Source organism: Hydrogenophaga sp. (assembly GCF_036675665.1).
Taxonomy (GTDB): domain Bacteria; phylum Pseudomonadota; class Gammaproteobacteria; order Burkholderiales; family Burkholderiaceae_C; genus Hydrogenophaga.
On sequence record NZ_JAKFEO010000037.1, the window covers coordinates 181213 to 200492 of the forward strand.

The window sequence follows — 19280 nt, forward strand, 5'->3', positions numbered from 1 at the left end:
GATGGGTTATCCATTAGACTTCCCGATACCTTGCCGCACAGTGCCACCGTCTTTCTCAACCGACTGCTTGCCCGCGGCAAGTTCCGCCACGTGCAGGTGATCCTGGCTTTGGCCGAGCTCGGCAGCGTGCAGCGCACGGCGGATGCGATTGGTATGACGCAGTCTTCGGTTTCCCAGACACTCGCATATCTGGAGGCGTTGCTGGAGGTGCGCCTGTTCGAGCGTCACGCGCGCGGCGTGCGACCGACGCCGGCCTGTGCCGACCTGCTGCCGGTTGCTCGCCAACTGATGATGGGAGTCGCAAGTGGCGCTGAAACCGTCAGCGCGCGCCACCGGCACGGCCAAGGAGTTGTGCGCGTGGTCGCGTCTGGGGCTGCAACAAACGGCGTGCTGCTCGACATGCTCCCAGACTTTGGTGATCAATATCCCGAGATCCAGATTCATCTGCTCGAGGCAGAGGGTCAGGATCAGTTGTTGGCTATTGCGCGTGGCGAGGTGGACCTTGTCGTCTGCCGTCGCCCGCCCGTGCTTCCCGAAGGATGGGAGTTTCATCCTCTGCGCGATGATCGCTACGTGATCCTGTGTCAGGCAGACCATCCATTGGCGCGCGTCCGGTCCCTGAAATGGTTGGACATCGCAAAGGCCACTTGGCTTTTGTTACCGGTCGGCGTTGCGGCTAGGCAGTGCTTCGACGACATCGCGAGCAACTTCCCTCAGCCGCCACGTACTTACCCGGTCATAACGCGGTCGCTAAACATGCTGTGGCGCCTTCTGCGGCATCGGCCGTTGCTCGCCGTATTGCCGCTGAATCTGGCACGACCGCTGCTGGACGAAGGCGTCCTTGTGGAACTTCGCGTTGGCGACGCCGTGCACATTGAGCCGATCGGCATCCTGCAGCCCAAGGCTGGTATGGGCGAAGCAGCAATTCGCTTGGGGGCGTTCCTGCGCAAAGCGGCGGCTGTCCGCGTGCGCTCGCGGCCCGAAATGCGAAGACCCGCCGAACGAAAGCGAAAAACTCCTTTGCCACGAGCAAAGAGCTGACGCGATCACGCGTTCTCATTCAGCAGGTGGGCCGGCACATCAGGCCTTTCCAGGGCAATGAAGTGGCCGGCATTCGCCACCTGAGTGAATTGAGCGGATGGAAGCAGTTCCTTGTTGGCCTGCCTGTCCGACGGGCGTGACCAGTCCTTCTCTCCATAGATCAGATGAATCGGGGCGCTGACCTGGGGGTACCGTGAGCGGGCTGCGATGAGGCTGGGTAGGCTGGCGTACACCGAACGTGCGACGGTCGGGTCGCTGAGCCATGTGGTCAGTCAATTGCACTCCCCGGGTTCTCTCTGCCCTTACCGCACAAGCCGGTGATCGCGAAGTTGACTGGCGATTTCGGGGCAGCGAAATCAGCGATTCGAAGGTCCGCAACGGGTTGGCAGCGCCAGTTGGACAGATCAGTCCGCGGACGCTCTGCCAGCCTTGCACCCATGGCCGCAGGCAGCGTCAGCAGTATCCCCATGAGCGGTCATCGCACCAGTGACAGAGCGGGTGAGCGGGCGAAGCTTCTAGCGAGGTCACCAACGACGTTCAAGAGCCGGAATATCTTCATCGCGCCATCAATCACCCGTGCCTCAGCCGCATAGTTGGACGACCCGGTCTAACCGAACGCAGTGCAGTGACCGCTTTGCGTCGTACCGAGCAGTTCCAGATGTTGCTTGCCCAATGACCGGTTCTCGTCGGTCACGGCCGTTTCCAGAACGACCTTGAATGTCCGAGACCAGTCTTCAGCGGGTCCTCGTCCAGCGAAATCCAAGGTGGTCGCCGTCTCTGCCCGCTCCCGACCGGCTTCGAACGACCCTTAAGGCTCATTTGCTGCCGGCCTAAACGACACGGTTAGCTATGGCAGTAAGCATTCTTCGAACCGATAGCGGCAGAGCTTTGCGTCTGGATCGGCAAAGCTTTGCTCGCGTCCACCGTAGGGCGCCACAGTAGTTGCTCTGGCGCTTCCGAGGAATCAAGGACTTACAACACCTCGTGCCATAGGGCCGGCCCGGTCCGGGCCAGAGTTGGTGCGACTGGCCAACTTTGTTGCCAAAGTTCTTGCGACTGGACTTCCTGCGTGAAGCCTTGCCTTCCAACGCGACGATTAAGTCGGGATTGTTGGCTTGCTTCGTGAGGCCACCTTCTGAATTTGCTGTCGAACCCAGCGACGCAGCGGGTCTGCGTCAGTGCGTTCGTGCCAGATTTGCTTCACCTCAACCCAAGGCAGGTCGATGGGCAGCGGATGGATCTGGAGGTCGGGGTCGCGTTGTGCCGCTTCTTCCGCCACGGAGCGCAGGCAGGTCAAGAGAAAGGCCGTGTCCCGGATCAAGCGTGTCGGGGCCAGGAAGCTGGAGAGACCCGCAGCGACGCGCCGACGCAGGCCCCGCGCCTCCAGTGCTCGGTCGACCCGCCCATGGAGATCTCCCGTGAGCGTGGTCAGAAGATGCTCGCACTCCAGAAACTCGTTCAAGCCCAACTTTCCATTCAACCGGGGGTTGTGGCGGGAGGCCAGCACCACAAAGTCCTCGCTGAACAGGCGTTGCTGGCGCAGCGTGTCGGGCAGTTCGTCGAAGAAACCCGCAATGGCGAGATCACAGCTGCCTTTTTCCAGCTCCTCGCGCGGCAATTGCCCGCGCGTGTTGTGCGTGATCAAGGTCACCCCAGGCGCCTGCGCGCGCAGCCTTGGCAGGAGCCCCGGCAGCAGGGACTGCTCGAGATAGTCGGTGGTGAAAATGTGCAAGCGCTCATGGCGCGCGAGGAAATCGCTGCCTTCGCTGCGGTGATAGAAGGCCTCAATGTCGCCCACCAACGCCTGCACCTGCGGCGCGAGTTCATGTGCTCGCGGTGTCGGCGTCAGGCCGCGCGGTGCACGGACGAATAGCGGGTCGCCCATCTCATGGCGCAGCTTGGCCAGCTTGTGGCTCAGGGCGGGCTGACTCAGCGCAAGGCGTTCGGCCGCGCGCGACGCGTTGCGCTCTTGATAGACGACATGGAAGACCCGCAGCAGGTTGAGGTCCTTGTTGTCGATATTCATTTATTGAATCTCACGTATCGAATCTTTCGACTTTTCGAATCATAGGAGAGTCCCGATCATCGTGCTCAACCGTTTTCAACCATGGCCATCGGGCCTCGAAAGGATGAGTGATGAAGAAGATCTTGATGGTGCTGACGTCCCATGACCAGTTGGGCAACACCGGTCACAAAACCGGCTTCTGGCTGGAGGAGTTCGCCGCGCCCTACTACCTGTTCAAAGACGCCGGCGCGCAGGTCACGCTGGTTTCCCCGTTGGGAGGCCAGCCACCGATGGACCCCAAAAGCCATGCACCCGATGCGCAGACCGACGCAACGCGCCGATTCAACGCAGACGCACAGGCCCAGGCCGCCTTGTCCAGCACCCTGCCTCTGGGTCAGGTGCGTGCGCAGGACTTCGACGCCGTGTTCTACCCCGGCGGCCATGGGCCTTTGTGGGACTTGGCGGAAGACGCCCGTTCCATCGCATTGATTGAAAGCTTCCTGGGGCAGGACAAGCCGGTGGCGGCCGTGTGCCATGCGCCCGCCGTGTTGCGGCACGTGAAGGCCCCCGACGGACAACCCGCCGTGCGCGGCCGAAAAGTCACCGGCTTCAGCAACAGTGAGGAAGCGGCGGCACAGCTCACCGACGTGGTGCCTTTCTCGCTGGAAGACATGCTGACAGGCCATGGCGGCGACTACAGCCGAACCGCGGATTGGCAGAGCCATGTGGTGGTGGCCGGACGGCTGATCACCGGGCAGAACCCGGCCTCTTCGGAAGCCACGGCCGAAGCCTTGCTCGCGCAGCTGTGAAGCCTGCAGAGACGTCCCGACACCTCAATTCCATTCCCATGAAACCACTTCACAACCTGATGCCCGCCGCGGCGCTTGCACTGGCGGCGCTGATCGCCTTTCCGACGAACTCTCTCGCTGCCGACCCGTTGCCCCTTGAGCGGTGGCGCAGCTACCAGGGCGTGAGCTGGGAGCTGCCCGCTGCCGGGCAAGTCGCTGCGCCGTTTGCGCAGTCGGTCAACGCGCCCATCGCGGGCTTGCACTTCGATGCCCAGGGCGGTGCCTACGTCAGCACGCCGCGCCTGCTTTCGTCCGCCGCTCCAGCCACACTCAGCAGGCTCGACACCACGGCAGAGGGCGGACCGGCGAGGCTGACAGCATTTCCGTCCACGCAGGCCAACGACGTGGCGGCCCCTCCCCATCTGGCGCTGCGCAATGTGCTTGGCTTCCATGTGGACCGCCGCAATGGCTGGCTCTGGGCTCTGGACATGGGATTCGTGGCAGGTGAGGCCGAGTCCCCGGCCGGCGCCCAGAAGGTGATGGTGCTCGACCTCGTCTCGGGCAAGCTCGTCAAGTCCATTGCACTGGACGGCGTGGCCGATCGTGCGGGCAGCTTCCTCAACGACATCGCGGTCGACGAGCGCAGGCGCGTGGCCTATGTGTCCGACAGTGGCTTTCGCAGCGCACCGCGCAACAAGGTCGGCCTGATCGTGGTGGACTTCGCCGTCGGCACCGCCCGGCGTGTGCTGGATGGACATGCCAGCCTGCAGATCGAGCCCGGCGTCAAAGTCGTGTCCGGCGGCAGCGAGGTCTGGCCGGGCAACCCCCTGCTGATCGGCGTCAATGGCATCGCCCTTTCACCCGATGGGAAGACCCTGTACTGGACGGTCACCACCGCCACGCAAGCCTGGTCGGTCCCGACCGCCATGCTGCGTCGGGCGGGCGCGGGCGACGCGGAGATCGCGCGGGCCGTCAAAAGCCTGGGCGCTGTCGGTGGCAATACCGACGGCATCGTCACCGACACGGCGGGCCACCTCTACATCACGGATGTAACCCAGGGTGGCATCGTGCGCTACGACCCCAAAACGCAGGGCATGGCCTTGATCGCAGCGAACGACTCGGTGCGTTGGCCTGATACGCCGGCCTTCCATCCTGGTGGGGATCTGGTCTTCACCGCCAGCGCACTCAATCAGCACTTCGCAGGTCAGGTCAAGGCCGGCGAGGAGCGGTATGAGCTGTGGCGGCTTCGAACGGGTGTCCAGAAGTCGGCGCGCCGCTGATCCCGCTAGGGGGCTGTCTCCTGCGGTGTGCCGCAGGAGACAGCTTTGCGCTTTTCGCATCGGGCAATTTGCCCTTTTCTGCTACATTCCAAACAGGATATATGATGTAAAAAGTAAGGTGCGGAGATGGCTGAACTGGGCCGAGTGGAAAAGCAGAACCTTTCCCAGCGTGTGTACGTTGAGATTCGCAATGCGTTGATGAACGGGCAGTACGCGCCGGGCTCCAGGCTGCGGATCGCCGAACTCTCCGAAGCGCTGGGCACCAGCATCACCCCGGTGCGGGAAGCCATCTTCCGGCTGGCCAGCGAACAGGCACTGGATGTGACTGCGGCCACCTCCATCGCGGTTCCCGAACTGGACCTGGAGACTGTGCGCGAGATCCAGCTCATGAGAGGCCTGCTCGAAGGTGCCGCGGCAGCGCAGGCCGCGCGGCAGATCACCCGCAAGGAGATCGAGCACCTGGAGAAGATCCAGGAGCAGTTCATCAAGGCCTCGGCCACCAACCCGAAGGACGCCGCCAGGCGCAACCGGGACTTCCATTTCGAGTTGATGGCCGCAGCCCGGCTGCCCAGCCTGTCGGCCGTTGTCGAAACCATGTGGGTGCGCATGGGTCCACTGCTCAACACCTTTCACGCCAAGGTGCCCAAGCGCAACATCTTCAACAGCAACCACCCGCACTACAAGGTGCTGGAAGGCCTGAAGGCGGGCGATCCGGAGATGGCGTCCAAGGCCATCCAGGAAGACATCCGATGGGGTGAGCGGGTGTTGACGGAGTGGATGAACGGGCGCTCGGTCGAAGAGATCTACGCCTAGGTTCGCGACACTCAGCCGGTGTGGCCAGTCGTGAAACCCACCAGCAGTTTGATTTGCGTCGTGACCATGTGCACGCCCTTATGGATGCGCTGCCCATTCTCGGACGCTCTCTGCAACAAGGGTGTGATGTCGGGCTGCATCACGACCTCGGCCACGACCGTGTCCTGACGCAGTTTCGACGGGTCGAAGGGCAGCGGGTCGTCGGGGTGCAGACCCAGTGAGGTGCCGTTGACGGCGATGTCATAGGCCTCCGCGTGCTGCGGATTCAGCTCGATGTCCAGACCCGGGAAATGGCGCGAGAGTTGCTCGGCCAGTTCACGCCCCTTGTCCAGAGACCGGTTCTGGATGCCGATGCGGCGCACTTGCGACCCGGCCAGTTCGAAAGCGATGGCGGTGGCCACGCCACCCGCGCCCGCGAGCAGGACGGACTTCCCGGCCAGAGCGATGCCCCGGTCCTGAAGGCCTTGCACAAAGCCCCGGCCGTCGTACATGCGGCCCGCCAGCGTGCCGTCCGCGTTCTTGCGCACCGCGTTGCAGACACCCATCACCTCCGCCAGCCCTTCCAGCGTGTCGCAGTGCCGACAAACTTCCTGCTTGTGCGGAATGGTGATGACGAAGCCCGGGATGTTCTCGATCTGCCGGATGGCTTCGATGGCCGCGGGCAGACCGGAGGGCGACACTTTCCAGGGCACCATCACGGCGTTGATGCCGTGCTCGCTGCAGTACTGGTTGAAAAATCCGGGCGTGCGCACGTGCTTGCTCGGGTAGGCCAGCAAGGGCACCACGGCGGTTCGGCCATTGATGGTGGGCGTCGGTGGGAGGTTCAAGATCGGCTCCGATGCGGGGTCAGGCGATGCCGAATCCGCCATCCACGGGCATGACGATGCCGGTGACGTAAGCGGCCTCGGCCGACAGCAGGAAGCCCACCACGCGGGCCACGTCCGCCGGCTGCCCCCAGCGCCCCAACGGAATGCGGCCCAGGATCGCCGCGCTGCGCTCCGGATTGTGAATCGCACCGGAGGCCAAGCGGGTGTCGATCCAGCCCGGTGCAATGGCGTTGACCCGGATGCCGTCCGCGGCGAAGGCCACCGCATGGGAGCGGGTGAGGGAGGTCACGCCGCCTTTGCTGGCCGAGTACGCCGGGTTGCGGGCCGAACCGAACTGGCTCCACATGGACGCAACGTTCACCACTGCACCCCGGGCTGCCCTGAGTCCGGGCAGGGCCGCCAGCGTCATGCGATTGACTGCGTTGAGGTTGATCTCCACCACCTTGCCGAAGCCATCGGGCGTGAGCTCCTTCTGGTCGTGCAGGATGATGCCGGCCCCATTGACCAGCCCATCAACGTGAGGGAGCTTGTCAAACAGGGCCGCAATCGAGGCGGCGTCGGTCACGTCCAGGCGGGTGAATTCGATGTTGCCGGGCAGGGTGGGCTCGGTGTCCAGACCGGCGCAGACCACGCGCCAGCCTTTGGCTTGCAGCTCCTGAGCGCAGGCCAGCCCGATACCCGTGCCCCCGCCTGTCACCACCGCCACCTTTTGCCGTTGAGTCATGAGAGTGTCTCCTTGTTGATAGAGGACGCATGATATATCATGCATCTAAAATTCAACAACCCATTTTTGGAGACAACCATGAAAAATCTGAAGGATTCAGGGCTCTTTGCTCAACGGTGTCTGATCGATGGCATCTGGCAGGATGCGTTGAGTCAGAGGGTGCGGGAGGTTGAGAACCCCGCCACCGGCGAGCGCGTGGGCACGGTGCCCAACATGGGCGAGGCGGAAACGCGCATGGCGATCCAGGCCGCCGCCCGGGCCTTCCCGGCGTGGGCCGCACGCAGCGCCAAGGAGCGCGCCGCGTTGCTGCGTCGTTGGTACGAATTGATGATGGAAGCCCAGGACGACCTGGCGCGCATCATGACGATCGAGCAAGGCAAGCCGCTGTCCGAGGCGCGTGGCGAAACTGCGTATGGCGCCAGCTTCATCGAGTGGTTTGCCGAGCAGGGGCGCCGCAACAACGGGGACGTGATCCCGGCGCCGCAGTCCGACAAGCGCATCGTGGTGCTGCGCCAGCCCATTGGCGTGTGCGCGGCGATCACGCCCTGGAATTTCCCCAACGCGATGCTCACGCGCAAGCTCGCCCCCGCGCTGGCCGCCGGCTGCACCATGGTCGTCAAGCCTGCCACCCAGACCCCGTTCTCGGCCCTGGCCATCGCTGTGCTCGCCGAGCGCGCGGGCATACCGCGCGGTGTCATCAACGTCGTGACTGGGGATGCGGCTGCGATCGCGAAGGAGCTCACCGGCAACCCGGTGGTGCGCAAACTCAGTTTCACGGGTTCGACCGAGATCGGGCGCGTGCTCATGCGCCAATGTGCCGAACACATCAAGAAGGTCTCGCTGGAGCTGGGCGGCAATGCGCCCTTCATCGTGTTCGAAGACGCGGATGTGGATGCCGCCGTGAAGGGCGCGATGATCGCCAAGTTCCGCAACAACGGACAAACCTGTGTGTGCGCCAACCGCATCTATGTGCAGCGTGCGGTGTACGATGAGTTCGCCCACAAGCTTGCACACAGCGTGCGAGCGATGAAGATGGGCAATGGTCTGGACCCTGAAGTTGTGGTCGGTCCCATGATCGATGGCAAGGCGCTTCTCAAGATGGAGGAACACATCGAGGATGCGCTGGCCCAAGGCGCCGAGTTGGTGACGGGTGGGCGCCGCCGCGAGGGCAACTTCTTCGAACCCACGGTCATGGTCGGCGTGACGCAGCAGATGCTGGTCACGCGCGAAGAAACCTTCGGGCCGTTGGCGGCGCTGATCGCCTTCGACAGCGAGGACGAGGTGATACAGATGGCCAACGACACCGAGTACGGGCTGGCGTCCTACGTGTACACGCGTGACCTGTCGCGCAGTTGGCGCGTGTCGGAGAGCCTGGAGTACGGCATGGTCGGTGTCAACACGGGTCTGATCTCCACCGCCGAAGCCCCTTTTGGTGGCGTGAAACAGTCGGGCTTGGGCCGCGAAGGGTCGCAATACGGCATGGACGACTACTCCGAGCTGAAGTATGTCTGCGTCGGTCTCGACTGAGCGCGTCGACGCCACCGAAGAAGCGTGCTGGCACTGGCGCATGCCAGTGTTCATCCGCTGGTCGGACCTTGATGCCCTGGGGCACGTGCACCACCTTGCCTACTTGCGGTGGTGCGAGGACGCGCGCAACGAACATGCCGTGGCCATCGGCCTGCCGGTGCCCGGCACGGGTGTTCGTTCGCAGGTCGTCGTGGCCATGGCTTGTGATTTCAAAAAGCCGCTGGACCGCGCCACCAACCCCGTGGTCCATCTGCGGGTGATCCGTGTGGGCAAGGCCAGCCTGGAGGCGCAGTTCAGCATCGCGTTCGGCGTGGTGGAGCACTTCTGCGCGCGCGTCACCACGGTGATGTGCAGTGACGAGAGCGGTGCGTCATCGCCATGGACGGTTGAGGAACGGGAGCGGCTCAAGGCGGAGCCGCTCCCTGCCTGACAGAGCTCAGCGCGTGCGTTCGGCTTCTACCGAGCGGATGGCCAATGCGATGCGCTCGGCGCTCAGTGCCGTGGGGAAATTGCGCACGTGTGGCGCTGTCATCGTGAGCCGCGAAATCGTCTCGATCTCCTCGTCGGTGGCGGTACGCGCCAGACCAAGTTCACCCAGGTCCTGGGGCAGGCCGATGCGCGAATAGAAACCCCGCAGTTCGGCCATGAACGTCGGCTCGCGCTCTTCCAGCGTGAGTTGCACCAGCAGGCCATAGGCCACCTGAAGGCCATGCAAGGAAGTCGCGGTGCCCGCGATCGCGGACAAGCCGCGCGTCATGGCATGAGACACCGACAGACCACCGTTCTCGAAGCACAGCCCGCTCAACAGCACGGTGGCCTCCACCAGCGACTCCAGATGGACATCGGGCGTGCCTCGTTGAACGGCTTGAATCGCCGACTCGGCGTGTTCGCGCACGCTGCGGTAGCTCAGATCGGCCAGCGCCAGCGCAGCCTGCGTACCCAGCCCGCCATAAATGTTCAAACCACCTGCCGCGGCGCAACGCTCGACCTCGAATTTCTTGGACAGCGCATCGCCGATCCCCGCGAGCAGCAGCTTGACCGGCGCGGCGGCGATCAGGTCGGTGTCAACGACCACAGCAGCGGGGTTGTGAGTCATGTGCTCCACCGACAGCAAGCGGTGCTGTTCGTCATAAAGCACAAAGATCTTGCTGGTGGGCGCGTCGTTGGAGGCCACCGTGGGAACAGTAACGACATGGGCGCCCAAGACTTTGGCGACAGCCTTGCCCACATCGATGCCCTTGCCGCCACCGGCCGCGATCACGACACCGGGCTTGTCCTGTGCGAGTTGCCCCACCAGGCGCTGCACCTCAGCGGGCGTGATGTCTCCGGAGAACTCACAGGTGCTCAGTCGCACGCCCGCAGCTTTGCATGAGGCCGCAACGCGATCACCTACCAAGTCGAGCACAAAACGGTCGGAAATCAGCGCAGCTGAGGGGGCGAGCGAGGCGACTTGAGCACCCAGCTGATGGATGGCGCCAGGGCCCTGCAGGTAGCGAAGTGGGGCGCCGAAAACACGCAATAGAGGTGAGGTCTCGGAAGTGTTGGACATGTTGTCTCCAGTGATGAATCTGAGGTCTTGGGCCAGCAATGTGATCGTCTTTATCCGGGAAAACCCGAAGCATGATGCACGGTGCATCATATATCATGCGTCCAATCGGAGGCGGAATCAAGGTGTCATGAGACGGCTTGCACCGCCATCACCGATGCGCAGCCGGCGCGTTGGACAGCTGGCTTACCCATTCCTCAATCTGGAGACAACACCATGAAAGCAATCCCTACCAGTCGACGCCACGCGTTGCTTCGCGTGGGCGCGGCCTGCCTGCTTGCGCTGAGCACGCCGGCGTTTGCGCAGTCGAATGACATCAAGATCGGTTTCGTGCTGCCCCTGTCGGGTGGCACGGCGACGATCGGCAACCAGACCAAGGTCGGCGCGGAGATTGCGATCGAGCAGATCAATGCCGCGGGCGGAATCAAGTCCATGGGCGGGGCCAAGCTGGTCGCGGTGTTTGCGGACAGCCAGTCCAAGCCTGACGTGGGGGTCGCCGAGACAGAACGCCTGATCACGCGGGAGCAGGTGTCGGTCATGGTGGGGGCGTACAACAGCGCCGTCACGTTCCCGGCCACGGAAGTTGCGGAGCGGTACAAGACGCCATGGCTGGTGACCGGATCGGTCAAGGACGAGATCACAGAGCGGGGATTTCGCTACATCTTCCGCCCGAACAACAAGGCCACATTTGATGCTCGCGAACAGATGGACGCGATCGATCTGTTGGCAAAGGAAACCGGCAACAAGCCACAAACGATCGGGCTGTTCTACGAAGGCACGGACTGGGGGCGTTCGCACACCGCCAACATCAAGAAGATGGCATTGGAGCGTGGCTACAAGATTTCACTCGACGAGTCGTACCCGCCAAACCAGTCGGACTTCTCCGCACAACTGTTGAAGATTCGCGCGAGCAAACCCGATGCCTTGATCGTCGTGGCCTACACGCCCGACCACATTCTGTTCACGCGCCAGTTCGCTGAAAACCGCCTCAACGTTCCTTACGGAATCCATTCCGTCGGTGGAGGTTCGGAAGACCCATCGTTCTACAAATCGGTCAGCCCCAAGGCGTACGACTTGATGTTCGTGCAGGACGATTTCCAGGTGGACATCATGCAGGCGATCAAGGATCCGAACGCATTGGACGCCGACAAGAAGTTTCTGGCGCGGATGGGCTATGGGCTCAATGCCTATGGGGCGCAAGGAGTCTCCAACGCCTACATCCTGCGCGACGTGCTGGAGCGTGCCGGATCTGCCGATCGGGAAAAGATCCGCGATGCATTGGCCAAGACGGACATCAAGAGCGGACCTGCATTGATCACCGGCTACAGCCGGATCATCTTTGACGAGAAGGGCCAAAACCCGCATGCCCACGGAGTCATCACGCAGAACATTGGCGGAGAGCGTCGCACGGTGTGGCCTGCCGCCAACCGCCTGGCAGGAACCAAGCCAGTCTGGCCCCTGCCTGAGTGGTCCAAGCGCTGATCCTGTCCGCGGCGTCAACCCGGGTGCCCTTCGCCACATGCGGCGGGCACCCTCATCACGGAAACCGGTATGGATCCCCTCATCTTCTTCTACGCGCTCATCAACGGGCTGCTGCAAGGTGCCATCTATGGCGGCATTGCCCTTGGCCTGAGTCTGATCTTCGGTGTCCTGCGCGTCATCAACTTCGCGCACGGCTCCTTCCTCATGTTGGCCATGTATGCGACCTACACGCTGTGGTCCGTCTTCGGATTGCATCCCTACGTCGCAGCGGTGGTGACCATGCCGCTGCTGTTCGGTATTGGCTACTTCACACAGAGCGTCATCATTTCTCCGCTCTTCAAGCGGGAGTCAACCCTCGTGGTCGAGCCGCTGGGTGCGCTGTTGCTGACCACTGGCGTCTACCTCGTCATGGACAACCTCGTCCTGATGGGATATGGGCCGGATGTTCGATCGGTGAGCGTGGACTTCGCTGGCGGCACGTTTGAAGTTGCGGGGCTCCCCATCAGCATTCCCCGCTTCGTTGGTTTCGTTGCCGCCATTGCCGTGGCATGGGGCTTGTGGTGGGGACTGAAACACACCGACGTGGGGCGCTCGATCCGCGCAACGGCTCAGAACCGTGATGCCGCAGCCATGAGTGGCGTGAACGTCTATCGGGTCTACAACCAGACATTCGGACTGGGCGCGGCCATCCTCGGCCTCTTCGGTGCGCTGCTGGTGCCCTTTCTCTCGATCACTCCGACTGTGGGTCTGATGTTCGGCGTCAAGTCATTTCTGGTGGTGGTGCTCGGTGGCATCGGATCGATTCCAGGGTCAATCGTGGGTGGACTGCTGCTGGGCGTCTTCGAATCGCTGATTTCGCAGTTCGTCACAGCCACCTCGGCGGCCATGTTCTCTTTCCTCATCTTCATCGTTGTCCTGCTGGTCCGCCCCAACGGCCTGCTGGGCCGCAAGGCATGAGGGCGTCGCCATGTCAAGAATGAACTCGTTCTCAAGCTCTCCTTCCACGTTGATCCTCGGCGTGCCGATGATCGCGATCGCGGCCCTGCTGCCGATCTTCGTCAGCGACTCGTACACGATGCACTCGCTGACCATGATCCTGTACTTCGCGTACATGGCCACAGCATGGAACTTTGTGTGCGGATACGTAGGCCAACTGTCGCTGGGCCATGCTGTCTTCTCGGGCATGGCGGGCTATGTGACGGTGTTGCTGTTCACGATGTTCGGCATCTCGCCCTGGCTGGGCATGCTGGCAGGCGGTGGCTTCGCGGCGCTCTTGTCGCTGGCCATCGGCTACCCGACGTTCAAGCTCAAAGGACCGTACTTCACGCTGACCACCATCGCCTTTGCCGAGATCGTGCGGATCTGGTTCGAGAACACCGACGACTTCCTGGGTATCCCGCTCAAGGGTGCGCAAGGGCTCGTGGTGCCACCGAGCGAGTTGGGCGGCCTGGCCTACCAGTTCGAAGGAAAGATGCCTTACTACTACATTGCCCTGGTGATGTTGGTGCTGGTGCTGCTGGCCACGATCGCTCTGGAGCGATCGCGCCTGGGCTACTACCTCAAGGCCATCCGGGGTGATCAGAACGGTGCCGAGGCACTGGGCGTCAACCCCACTCGCTGTTCGCTGATCGCCCTCGCGGCAAGTGCGTTCATGACCGGTCTCGGTGGGGCTTTCTATGCGCAGTTCTTCCGCTACATCAATCCCGAACGCAACATGAGTATCGAGTTCTCGCTCGATGTGGCCCTGATGGCGATCGTGGGTGGGCAGGGGACGGTGCTGGGCCCCATGTTGGGCGCCCTGGTGTTGCACCCCATCGCTGAGTTCTCCCGCACATACCTTGGTGGCACCTTTCTCGGTCTGCACCTGGTCATCTACGGCGTGATCCTGATCATCGCGGTACTGTATTTTCCCAAGGGCATCATCGCGCCCATCGATCGGTGGCTGCGCAAACGCATTGCGCAGGGAGGGGCGAAGAAATGAGCGACTCCAAGAATCCTCTGCTCCGAGTGCAGGGACTGTCAAAGCGCTTCGGCGGACTCAAGGCTGTCAACGAAGTCTCGTTCGATCTCCAGCAAGGGGAAATCCTCGGGCTGCTCGGGCCCAACGGCGCCGGCAAGACCACGGCCTTCAACCTGATCGCCGGCTTTCATCGCGCCGACCAAGGCCGCATCCTGTTCGAGGGGGCGGACGTGCTCGGCATGGCGCCCAGCGACATTTGCCGTGCGGGCATCGCACGCACCTTTCAACTCTCGCGGCCCTTTGGAGGTTTGTCCGCGGTGGAGAACGTGATGGTCGGGGCGTTCGCGCGGCTGAAATCCACCACCAAGTCGCGCGACCTGGCGATGGAGTTGCTCGACTTCCTGAACATGAGCGACCGCTGCACCGCGGACGCGAACGACCTCACAGCGTTCGACAAGCGAAAGATCGAACTGGGTCGAGCACTGGCGACACAGCCAAGGCTGTTGCTCATGGACGAGGTGGTGGCAGGGGCCACGCCCAGCGAGGCGGCCGAGATGGTGGCGCTGGTGCGCAGGGTGCGCGACCGCGGCATCACGGTCCTGATCGTGGAGCACGTGATGAAGGTGATCATGGGTCTGTCCGACCGTGTGATCGTGATGGATCAAGGATGTCTGATCGCCAATGGTGAACCGCAGACTGTGGTCAAGGATCCGCGAGTTCTGACCGCGTACTTTGGAGAAGGCTATGTCGGCACCGATGTTTAGTGTGAGAGATTTGTGGGCCGGCTATGGGGAGCAACAGGTGCTCAGGGGCATCAACCTCGACCTTCAGCCCGGCACCATCACTGCCCTGATCGGCGCCAATGGCGCAGGCAAGACCACCTTCCTCAGAGCGGTCTCCGGCCTGGTGAAAACCACCAAGGGTTCGGCCACTCTGGAAGGGTGCTCGCTCACCGGCCTGGCACCGCACCGGATCGTGGATCAGGGCTTCGTGCAGTCGCCCGAGGGCAAGCAACTCTTCCCGGAAATGACGGTCATGGAGAACCTGATGGTCGGTGCCTCCACCCCAAGAGCGCGCTCACGCCGACCCAAGACGATGGATGAGATCTTTGCCCTGTTCCCCATCCTGGACGAGCGACGCCATCAGTTGGCCGGCACCATGTCGGGTGGTCAGCAGCAGATGGTCGCCGTGGGGCGCGCGCTGATGGCTTTGCCTCGAGTGCTCGCGCTTGATGAGCCTTCGCTTGGTCTAGCACCCATCATGGTTGATCGACTTTTCGAAGGTATTCGCAAGATCCGCAGCATTGAACTCGCGGTCCTGGTCATTGAGCAAAACGTGCAGATGGTGCTGAACATGGCCGATCACGGTTTCGTGGTCGAGAACGGAACCATAGCCATGAGCGGAACTGGTCGCGAACTGCTGCACAACCCGCAGTTGAGGGCCAGCTACCTCGGTATTTGAAACCCGGACCTGGCCAATCGGGCCGGGTCACGTTCCACCCCCGCATACCGTCTGATTTGAAAATATATGGTGCATCAAACGTTCATTGAAAGGAACACATCCATGCCGCAGCCCAGTCCTGTTCGCCGATCGGACATCACGGATTTCATACCCACCGCCGAGGAGGTGGCCCGCCTGCGCGAGAAGGCGCAATTCGTTCGTCTGGAGACGATCCGGCTGATCGAGATCGCCAAGGTCGGCCACTACTCCTCGGTCTTCTCCGCCGCCGAGATCTTTGCCTCGCTGTACTACGACGTCATGGCTCTGCGCCATGGCGAGCCGGCCTGGCCAGACCGCGACCGCTTCCTCATGGGCAAGGGTCACGCCGCGGTAGGGCAGTTCCCCATCCTGGCGGAGTGGGGCTTCATCAGCAAGGCGGACCTGGACGGCTACACCCGCTTGGGCAGTGCGCTCGGTGACCATCCCGACATGACCAAGGTGCCAGGCATCGATTTCAGTTCGGGTTCGATCGGCCACGCGCTGTCGGGCGGCTGCGGCATGGCCATGGGCGGGCGCATGTCCCGGCGCGACTTCCATGTCTTCGTGATGCTGGGCGATGGCGAGATGCAGGAAGGCCAGGTCTGGGAGGCCGCGCTGTTCGCCGCCCACAACAAACTCTCGAAGCTGGTCGCCATCGTGGACCGCAACGGCTACCAACTCGACGGCAAGGTGGACGACGTGATGGGTGTCGAGTCGCTGCCCGAAAAGTGGCGTGCGTTTGGCTGGGAGGTGCACGAGGTGGACGGGCACAGTGTGAGCGACCTCACGACCCTCATGCGGCGCGTCAAGGCGGACACCGAGCGCGAAAAGCCGGTGTGCGTGATCGCCAGAACGGTCAAGGGCAAGGGCGTCTCCTACATGGAGACAGAACCCGGTTGGCACCTGGGCTACCTCGCACCAGAAGACGCGAAACGCGCCGTCGAAGAAATCATGAGCAAGGAGATCTGAACCATGAACCCCCAACCGCTTTCCCCCGATTCCTGGCAGTACCGCGCGCTGAACCAGATCACTCCGGGCCTGAACCACTTCTCGGACGCGCTGATCGAGCTGGCTGAGCAGGGCCATCCCGTGATGGCGGGCTCTGCCGATTTGCAGTACTCCAACGGGCTGAACAAGTTCGCCCAGGCCTACCCGGAGCGCTATGTGCAGTTCGGCATCTCCGAGCAGAACATGGTGACCGCAGCGGCCGGCCTGGCGACGACGGGCCAGATTCCCTTCGTTGCGACCTTCGCGTCCTTCTTGGGTCTGCTCTGTTGCGAGCAAATCCGGATGGACGTGGCCTACAGCAAATTGCCGGTGCGTCTGGTGGGACACCACACGGGCATCTCGCTCGGCTTCTACGGCACCTCGCACCATGCGACCGAAGACATTGGCACCATGCGCTCCATCGCGGGGTTGACGGTGATCTCGCCGGCCGATGGTCCGCAATTGGCCAGCGCCATCAAGGCATCGATCAACTGGCCCGAACCGATCTACTTCCGCATCGGCCGGGGGCGTGAACCCGATGTGTATGAGAAGGGCGCGCCGTTTGAAATCGGCAAGGCCATCGAGCACAGCCGCGGCACCGACCTCACCATCATCGCTTGCGGCATGACCGTGAAAGGCGCGCTTGAAGCGGCGGCCTCTTTGGGCAGCGCGGGCTTCTCGGTGGGCGTGGTCGACATGGCCACCATCAAGCCGCTGGACCGCAACGCGGTGTTGCAGGCCGCGGAGCGCTCGCGGGTGCTCATGACGGTGGAAGAGCACAACGTGCTCGGAGGTCTGGGCGCGGCAGTGGCCGAGGTGCTGGCCGACGAAGGCGCGGGCGTGCGCCTGGTGCGCCACGGTATTCACGATGAATACAGTCTGATTGCACCCCCCACCCACCTGTACGCTCACTACAAGCTCGACGGCCCAGGCATCGAAGTCGTGGCACGTCAGGCCATGCAGGGCAAGAAGTCCATGGCCAGCCCGGCGCCACTGTTCGCCGTTGCCGATGGAGGTGCCAAATGAGCATTCCCACCACGATGCGTTTCATCGATCATGGTCAGGGCGGCGGCCCCGAGGTTCTCGTTTCGAGAACCTGTCCGGTGCCGATACCCGCAGAAGGCGAAATCCTGGTCCGGGTCGCCTACGCGGGCGTCAACCGCCCGGAAGCGCTGCAACGCAAAGGGCTCTACGCGCCGCCACCTGGCGCCTCGACGATTCTGGGCCTCGAGGTATCGGGCGAGGTCGTGTCGTTGGGCGTCGGCGCCACCCGATGGTCCGTCGGCGACAAGGTCTGTGCCCTGACCAACGGTGGCGCGTATGCGGAGTACGTGGTGGTGCCCGAAGGTCAGGCCTTGCCGGTGCCCGCGGGACTCTCGATGCTGCAGGCAGCGGCGCTGCCGGAAAACTTCTTCACTGTTTGGGCCAATGTCTTTCAGCGCGGCGGCCTTCGCCGTGGGGAGAGCTTTCTCGTGCATGGCGGTTCGTCGGGCATCGGTCTGACCGCCATCCAGTTGGCCAAGGCGTTTGGCGCAAGCGTGTTGTGCACGGTGGGCAATGCCGAGAAGGCCGCGGCATGCAAGGCAGCGGGCGCCGATATCGCCATCAACTACAGGGATCAGGACTTCGTGGACGTAGCGCTGAAGGCGACGGAGGGACGCGGCGTGAACGTGGTGCTTGACATGGTCGGCGGCACCTATGTCGAACGCAATCTGCGGGCATTGGCCGTCGAGGGGCGATTGGTGCAGATCTCCTTCCTGGAATCGTCCCGGCCCGAGCTGGACTGGACGCCCTTGATGGTCAAACGCATCACTTTCACCGGGTCCACCTTGCGCCCGAGAAGCCTGGCGGACAAGACATTGATCGGCCAGGAACTGGTGGATCAGGTCTGGCCATTGCTGAGCGCGAAGCGCATTGCACCAGTGATCCACAAGGTGTTCCCGATGGATCAGGCATCGCATGCGCACGCGCTGATGGAGTCTTCCGAGCACATCGGGAAGATCATGCTGGAGGTCTAGAGTTGGGGCCCAGAGGTCGAGCACGATGCAGCTGGTCAGACTTTCTGGTTCTCCCGTGGCTGCTTGGACAGTTTGCGTATCCCGCAAGTACTTTCCGATAATTCAAGCGGATAGTCGCGTCAAACCAAAGCAAGAGCCCCACAAGTTTCGCAACTTGTGGGGCTCAATTTCTCAGCTTTGGGGCTACCTACTACGTAGGGCGCCAAAGTAATTGCTCTGGCACATCCTAGAAATCAAGGGCTTGCAAGACTTCGTGCCACATGGCTGGCCCGGTCCGCGCCAAAGTTGGTGCGACCGGCCTATTTCGTTGCCAAAGTTCTTGCAACTGGACTTCCGGCGTGAAGACCTATCGTTCCTTTCGACAATCAGGCCCGCGATCACTGCCTGACATTGACAAACCGGCCTCCATGAACCCGGAGGCGGTTCGGCTTTCGATGTTGGCTGCATACCAGTCAATGACGCGCCTAAACCGTGGTCTCACGAGCGACCGGTCCGAGGTGGACTGCGGTCACGGGCTGGTCCCGCAAGCCCAGCTAGACAATGACCGCCGGTCCTACCATGAGCCGGCACGGCGCCAGCCAGGCCAGGCATGCACAAACCACGCATTCATAGAGAACAACGTGTTGTCTCCCCACTCGGGTCAGAGATCGATGGGTCAACAAAATCGACTTTTGGCGAAATGGAGTTGACCCCGTCCGGTGGACGGTTGCTGGTTTGATTCTCAAACCATTTGGGGTGCTCCGTCAGCATGCTGTGGGTAATGCTCGCGGGCATTGAATCGGGACTGCTGGCTCCTTTCAAAG

19 protein-coding genes are annotated in these 19280 nt (G+C 62.6%); 14 read left to right on the plus strand and 5 right to left on the minus strand.

All coding sequences use genetic code 11. The features are described from left to right. Positions 1 to 30 precede the first annotated feature (30 nt). Complete coding sequence (locus V6M63_RS15525) at positions 31 to 1041, plus strand: LysR family transcriptional regulator (RefSeq protein WP_332743326.1); 1011 nt, start codon at positions 31 to 33, stop codon at positions 1039 to 1041. Between the two features lie 1096 nt (positions 1042 to 2137). Here V6M63_RS15525 and V6M63_RS15530 read toward each other — a convergent pair. Further along, on the minus strand, positions 2138 to 3067 hold the full coding sequence (locus V6M63_RS15530; protein ID WP_332743328.1) for a LysR family transcriptional regulator: 930 nt from the start codon (positions 3065 to 3067) through the stop codon (positions 2138 to 2140). A 110-nt stretch (positions 3068 to 3177) separates the two neighbouring features. On the opposite strand from V6M63_RS15530, the gene V6M63_RS15535 reads away from it, so the two are divergent. The 3 genes from V6M63_RS15535 to V6M63_RS15545 all read left to right on the plus strand — a co-directional run bounded on the left by V6M63_RS15535 (position 3178) and on the right by V6M63_RS15545 (position 5927). After that, complete coding sequence (locus V6M63_RS15535) at positions 3178 to 3855, plus strand: type 1 glutamine amidotransferase domain-containing protein (RefSeq protein WP_332743330.1); 678 nt, start codon at positions 3178 to 3180, stop codon at positions 3853 to 3855. 38 nt (positions 3856 to 3893) lie between these two features. After that, positions 3894 to 5114: an SMP-30/gluconolactonase/LRE family protein gene (locus V6M63_RS15540; RefSeq protein ID WP_332743332.1), complete on the plus strand. Its 1221-nt coding sequence runs from the start codon at positions 3894 to 3896 to the stop codon at positions 5112 to 5114. A 126-nt stretch (positions 5115 to 5240) separates the two neighbouring features. Further along, positions 5241 to 5927, plus strand: coding sequence for a GntR family transcriptional regulator (locus tag V6M63_RS15545; RefSeq protein ID WP_056265433.1), 687 nt, complete (start codon positions 5241 to 5243; stop codon positions 5925 to 5927). A gap of 11 nt (positions 5928 to 5938) precedes the next feature. Here the strand turns inward: V6M63_RS15545 and V6M63_RS15550 are convergent, their stop codons facing one another. After that, positions 5939 to 6754 carry a shikimate dehydrogenase family protein gene (locus V6M63_RS15550; RefSeq protein WP_332743336.1) on the minus strand — a complete coding sequence of 272 codons (816 nt, stop codon included), beginning with the start codon at positions 6752 to 6754 and terminating at the stop codon, positions 5939 to 5941. Between the two features lie 19 nt (positions 6755 to 6773). Continuing rightward, entirely contained in the window at positions 6774 to 7478 is a 705-nt protein-coding gene (locus V6M63_RS15555; RefSeq protein ID WP_056265436.1) for an SDR family NAD(P)-dependent oxidoreductase, read from the minus strand. A gap of 78 nt (positions 7479 to 7556) precedes the next feature. Here V6M63_RS15555 and V6M63_RS15560 point away from each other — a divergent pair, with 78 nt between their 5' ends. After that, positions 7557 to 9005 carry an NAD-dependent succinate-semialdehyde dehydrogenase gene (locus V6M63_RS15560; RefSeq protein WP_332743338.1) on the plus strand — a complete coding sequence of 483 codons (1449 nt, stop codon included), beginning with the start codon at positions 7557 to 7559 and terminating at the stop codon, positions 9003 to 9005. Positions 9006 to 9045: 40 nt separating this feature from the next. Beyond that, positions 9046 to 9435 (plus strand): acyl-CoA thioesterase, encoded by a 390-nt coding sequence (locus V6M63_RS15565; protein ID WP_332743340.1) that lies wholly within the window; start codon positions 9046 to 9048, stop codon positions 9433 to 9435. A gap of 6 nt (positions 9436 to 9441) precedes the next feature. Here V6M63_RS15565 and V6M63_RS15570 read toward each other — a convergent pair whose 3' ends face one another. Next, on the minus strand, positions 9442 to 10554 hold the full coding sequence (locus V6M63_RS15570; protein WP_332743342.1) for a glycerol dehydrogenase: 1113 nt from the start codon (positions 10552 to 10554) through the stop codon (positions 9442 to 9444). A 255-nt stretch (positions 10555 to 10809) separates the two neighbouring features. On the opposite strand from V6M63_RS15570, the gene V6M63_RS15575 reads away from it, so the two are divergent. The 8 genes from V6M63_RS15575 to V6M63_RS15610 all read left to right on the plus strand — a co-directional run bounded on the left by V6M63_RS15575 (position 10810) and on the right by V6M63_RS15610 (position 18477). After that, positions 10810 to 12033: an ABC transporter substrate-binding protein gene (locus tag V6M63_RS15575; RefSeq protein WP_332743364.1), complete on the plus strand. Its 1224-nt coding sequence runs from the start codon at positions 10810 to 10812 to the stop codon at positions 12031 to 12033. Positions 12034 to 12102: 69 nt separating this feature from the next. After that, positions 12103 to 12990: a branched-chain amino acid ABC transporter permease gene (locus tag V6M63_RS15580; RefSeq protein WP_056265452.1), complete on the plus strand. Its 888-nt coding sequence runs from the start codon at positions 12103 to 12105 to the stop codon at positions 12988 to 12990. 10 nt (positions 12991 to 13000) lie between these two features. Continuing rightward, positions 13001 to 14014: a branched-chain amino acid ABC transporter permease gene (locus V6M63_RS15585; RefSeq protein ID WP_332743344.1), complete on the plus strand. Its 1014-nt coding sequence runs from the start codon at positions 13001 to 13003 to the stop codon at positions 14012 to 14014. Positions 14015 to 14040: 26 nt separating this feature from the next. Continuing rightward, positions 14041 to 14757: an ABC transporter ATP-binding protein gene (locus V6M63_RS15590; protein ID WP_332743345.1), complete on the plus strand. Its 717-nt coding sequence runs from the start codon at positions 14041 to 14043 to the stop codon at positions 14755 to 14757. Next, on the plus strand, positions 14738 to 15454 hold the full coding sequence (locus tag V6M63_RS15595) for an ABC transporter ATP-binding protein (protein WP_332743347.1): 717 nt from the start codon (positions 14738 to 14740) through the stop codon (positions 15452 to 15454). Before V6M63_RS15590 ends, V6M63_RS15595 begins: the two co-directional genes overlap by 20 nt. A gap of 102 nt (positions 15455 to 15556) precedes the next feature. Then, on the plus strand, positions 15557 to 16441 hold the full coding sequence (locus V6M63_RS15600) for a transketolase (RefSeq protein ID WP_332743349.1): 885 nt from the start codon (positions 15557 to 15559) through the stop codon (positions 16439 to 16441). 3 nt (positions 16442 to 16444) lie between these two features. Beyond that, positions 16445 to 17485, plus strand: coding sequence for a transketolase family protein (locus tag V6M63_RS15605; protein WP_332743351.1), 1041 nt, complete (start codon positions 16445 to 16447; stop codon positions 17483 to 17485). Positions 17486 to 17499: 14 nt separating this feature from the next. Next, positions 17500 to 18477 (plus strand): NAD(P)H-quinone oxidoreductase, encoded by a 978-nt coding sequence (locus V6M63_RS15610; protein WP_332743366.1) that lies wholly within the window; start codon positions 17500 to 17502, stop codon positions 18475 to 18477. A gap of 606 nt (positions 18478 to 19083) precedes the next feature. Here the strand turns inward: V6M63_RS15610 and V6M63_RS15615 are convergent. Continuing rightward, on the minus strand, positions 19084 to 19280 hold a 197-nt coding region (locus tag V6M63_RS15615; protein WP_332743353.1), incomplete at its 5' end, for a hypothetical protein.

Coding starts and splice junctions, on each gene's coding strand:
- V6M63_RS15595 (WP_332743347.1), top strand. CDS start 14,738: ATGTCGGCACCGATGTTTAGTGTGAGAGATTTGTGGGCCGGCTATGGG.
- V6M63_RS15560 (WP_332743338.1), top strand. CDS start 7,557: ATGAAAAATCTGAAGGATTCAGGGCTCTTTGCTCAACGGTGTCTGATC.
- V6M63_RS15540 (WP_332743332.1), top strand. CDS start 3,894: ATGAAACCACTTCACAACCTGATGCCCGCCGCGGCGCTTGCACTGGCG.
- V6M63_RS15545 (WP_056265433.1), top strand. CDS start 5,241: ATGGCTGAACTGGGCCGAGTGGAAAAGCAGAACCTTTCCCAGCGTGTG.
- V6M63_RS15585 (WP_332743344.1), top strand. CDS start 13,001: ATGTCAAGAATGAACTCGTTCTCAAGCTCTCCTTCCACGTTGATCCTC.
- V6M63_RS15535 (WP_332743330.1), top strand. CDS start 3,178: ATGAAGAAGATCTTGATGGTGCTGACGTCCCATGACCAGTTGGGCAAC.
- V6M63_RS15555 (WP_056265436.1), bottom strand. CDS start 7,478: ATGACTCAACGGCAAAAGGTGGCGGTGGTGACAGGCGGGGGCACGGGT.
- V6M63_RS15580 (WP_056265452.1), top strand. CDS start 12,103: ATGGATCCCCTCATCTTCTTCTACGCGCTCATCAACGGGCTGCTGCAA.
- V6M63_RS15610 (WP_332743366.1), top strand. CDS start 17,500: ATGCGTTTCATCGATCATGGTCAGGGCGGCGGCCCCGAGGTTCTCGTT.
- V6M63_RS15605 (WP_332743351.1), top strand. CDS start 16,445: ATGAACCCCCAACCGCTTTCCCCCGATTCCTGGCAGTACCGCGCGCTG.
- V6M63_RS15570 (WP_332743342.1), bottom strand. CDS start 10,554: ATGTCCAACACTTCCGAGACCTCACCTCTATTGCGTGTTTTCGGCGCC.
- V6M63_RS15530 (WP_332743328.1), bottom strand. CDS start 3,067: ATGAATATCGACAACAAGGACCTCAACCTGCTGCGGGTCTTCCATGTC.
- V6M63_RS15565 (WP_332743340.1), top strand. CDS start 9,046: ATGCCAGTGTTCATCCGCTGGTCGGACCTTGATGCCCTGGGGCACGTG.
- V6M63_RS15600 (WP_332743349.1), top strand. CDS start 15,557: ATGCCGCAGCCCAGTCCTGTTCGCCGATCGGACATCACGGATTTCATA.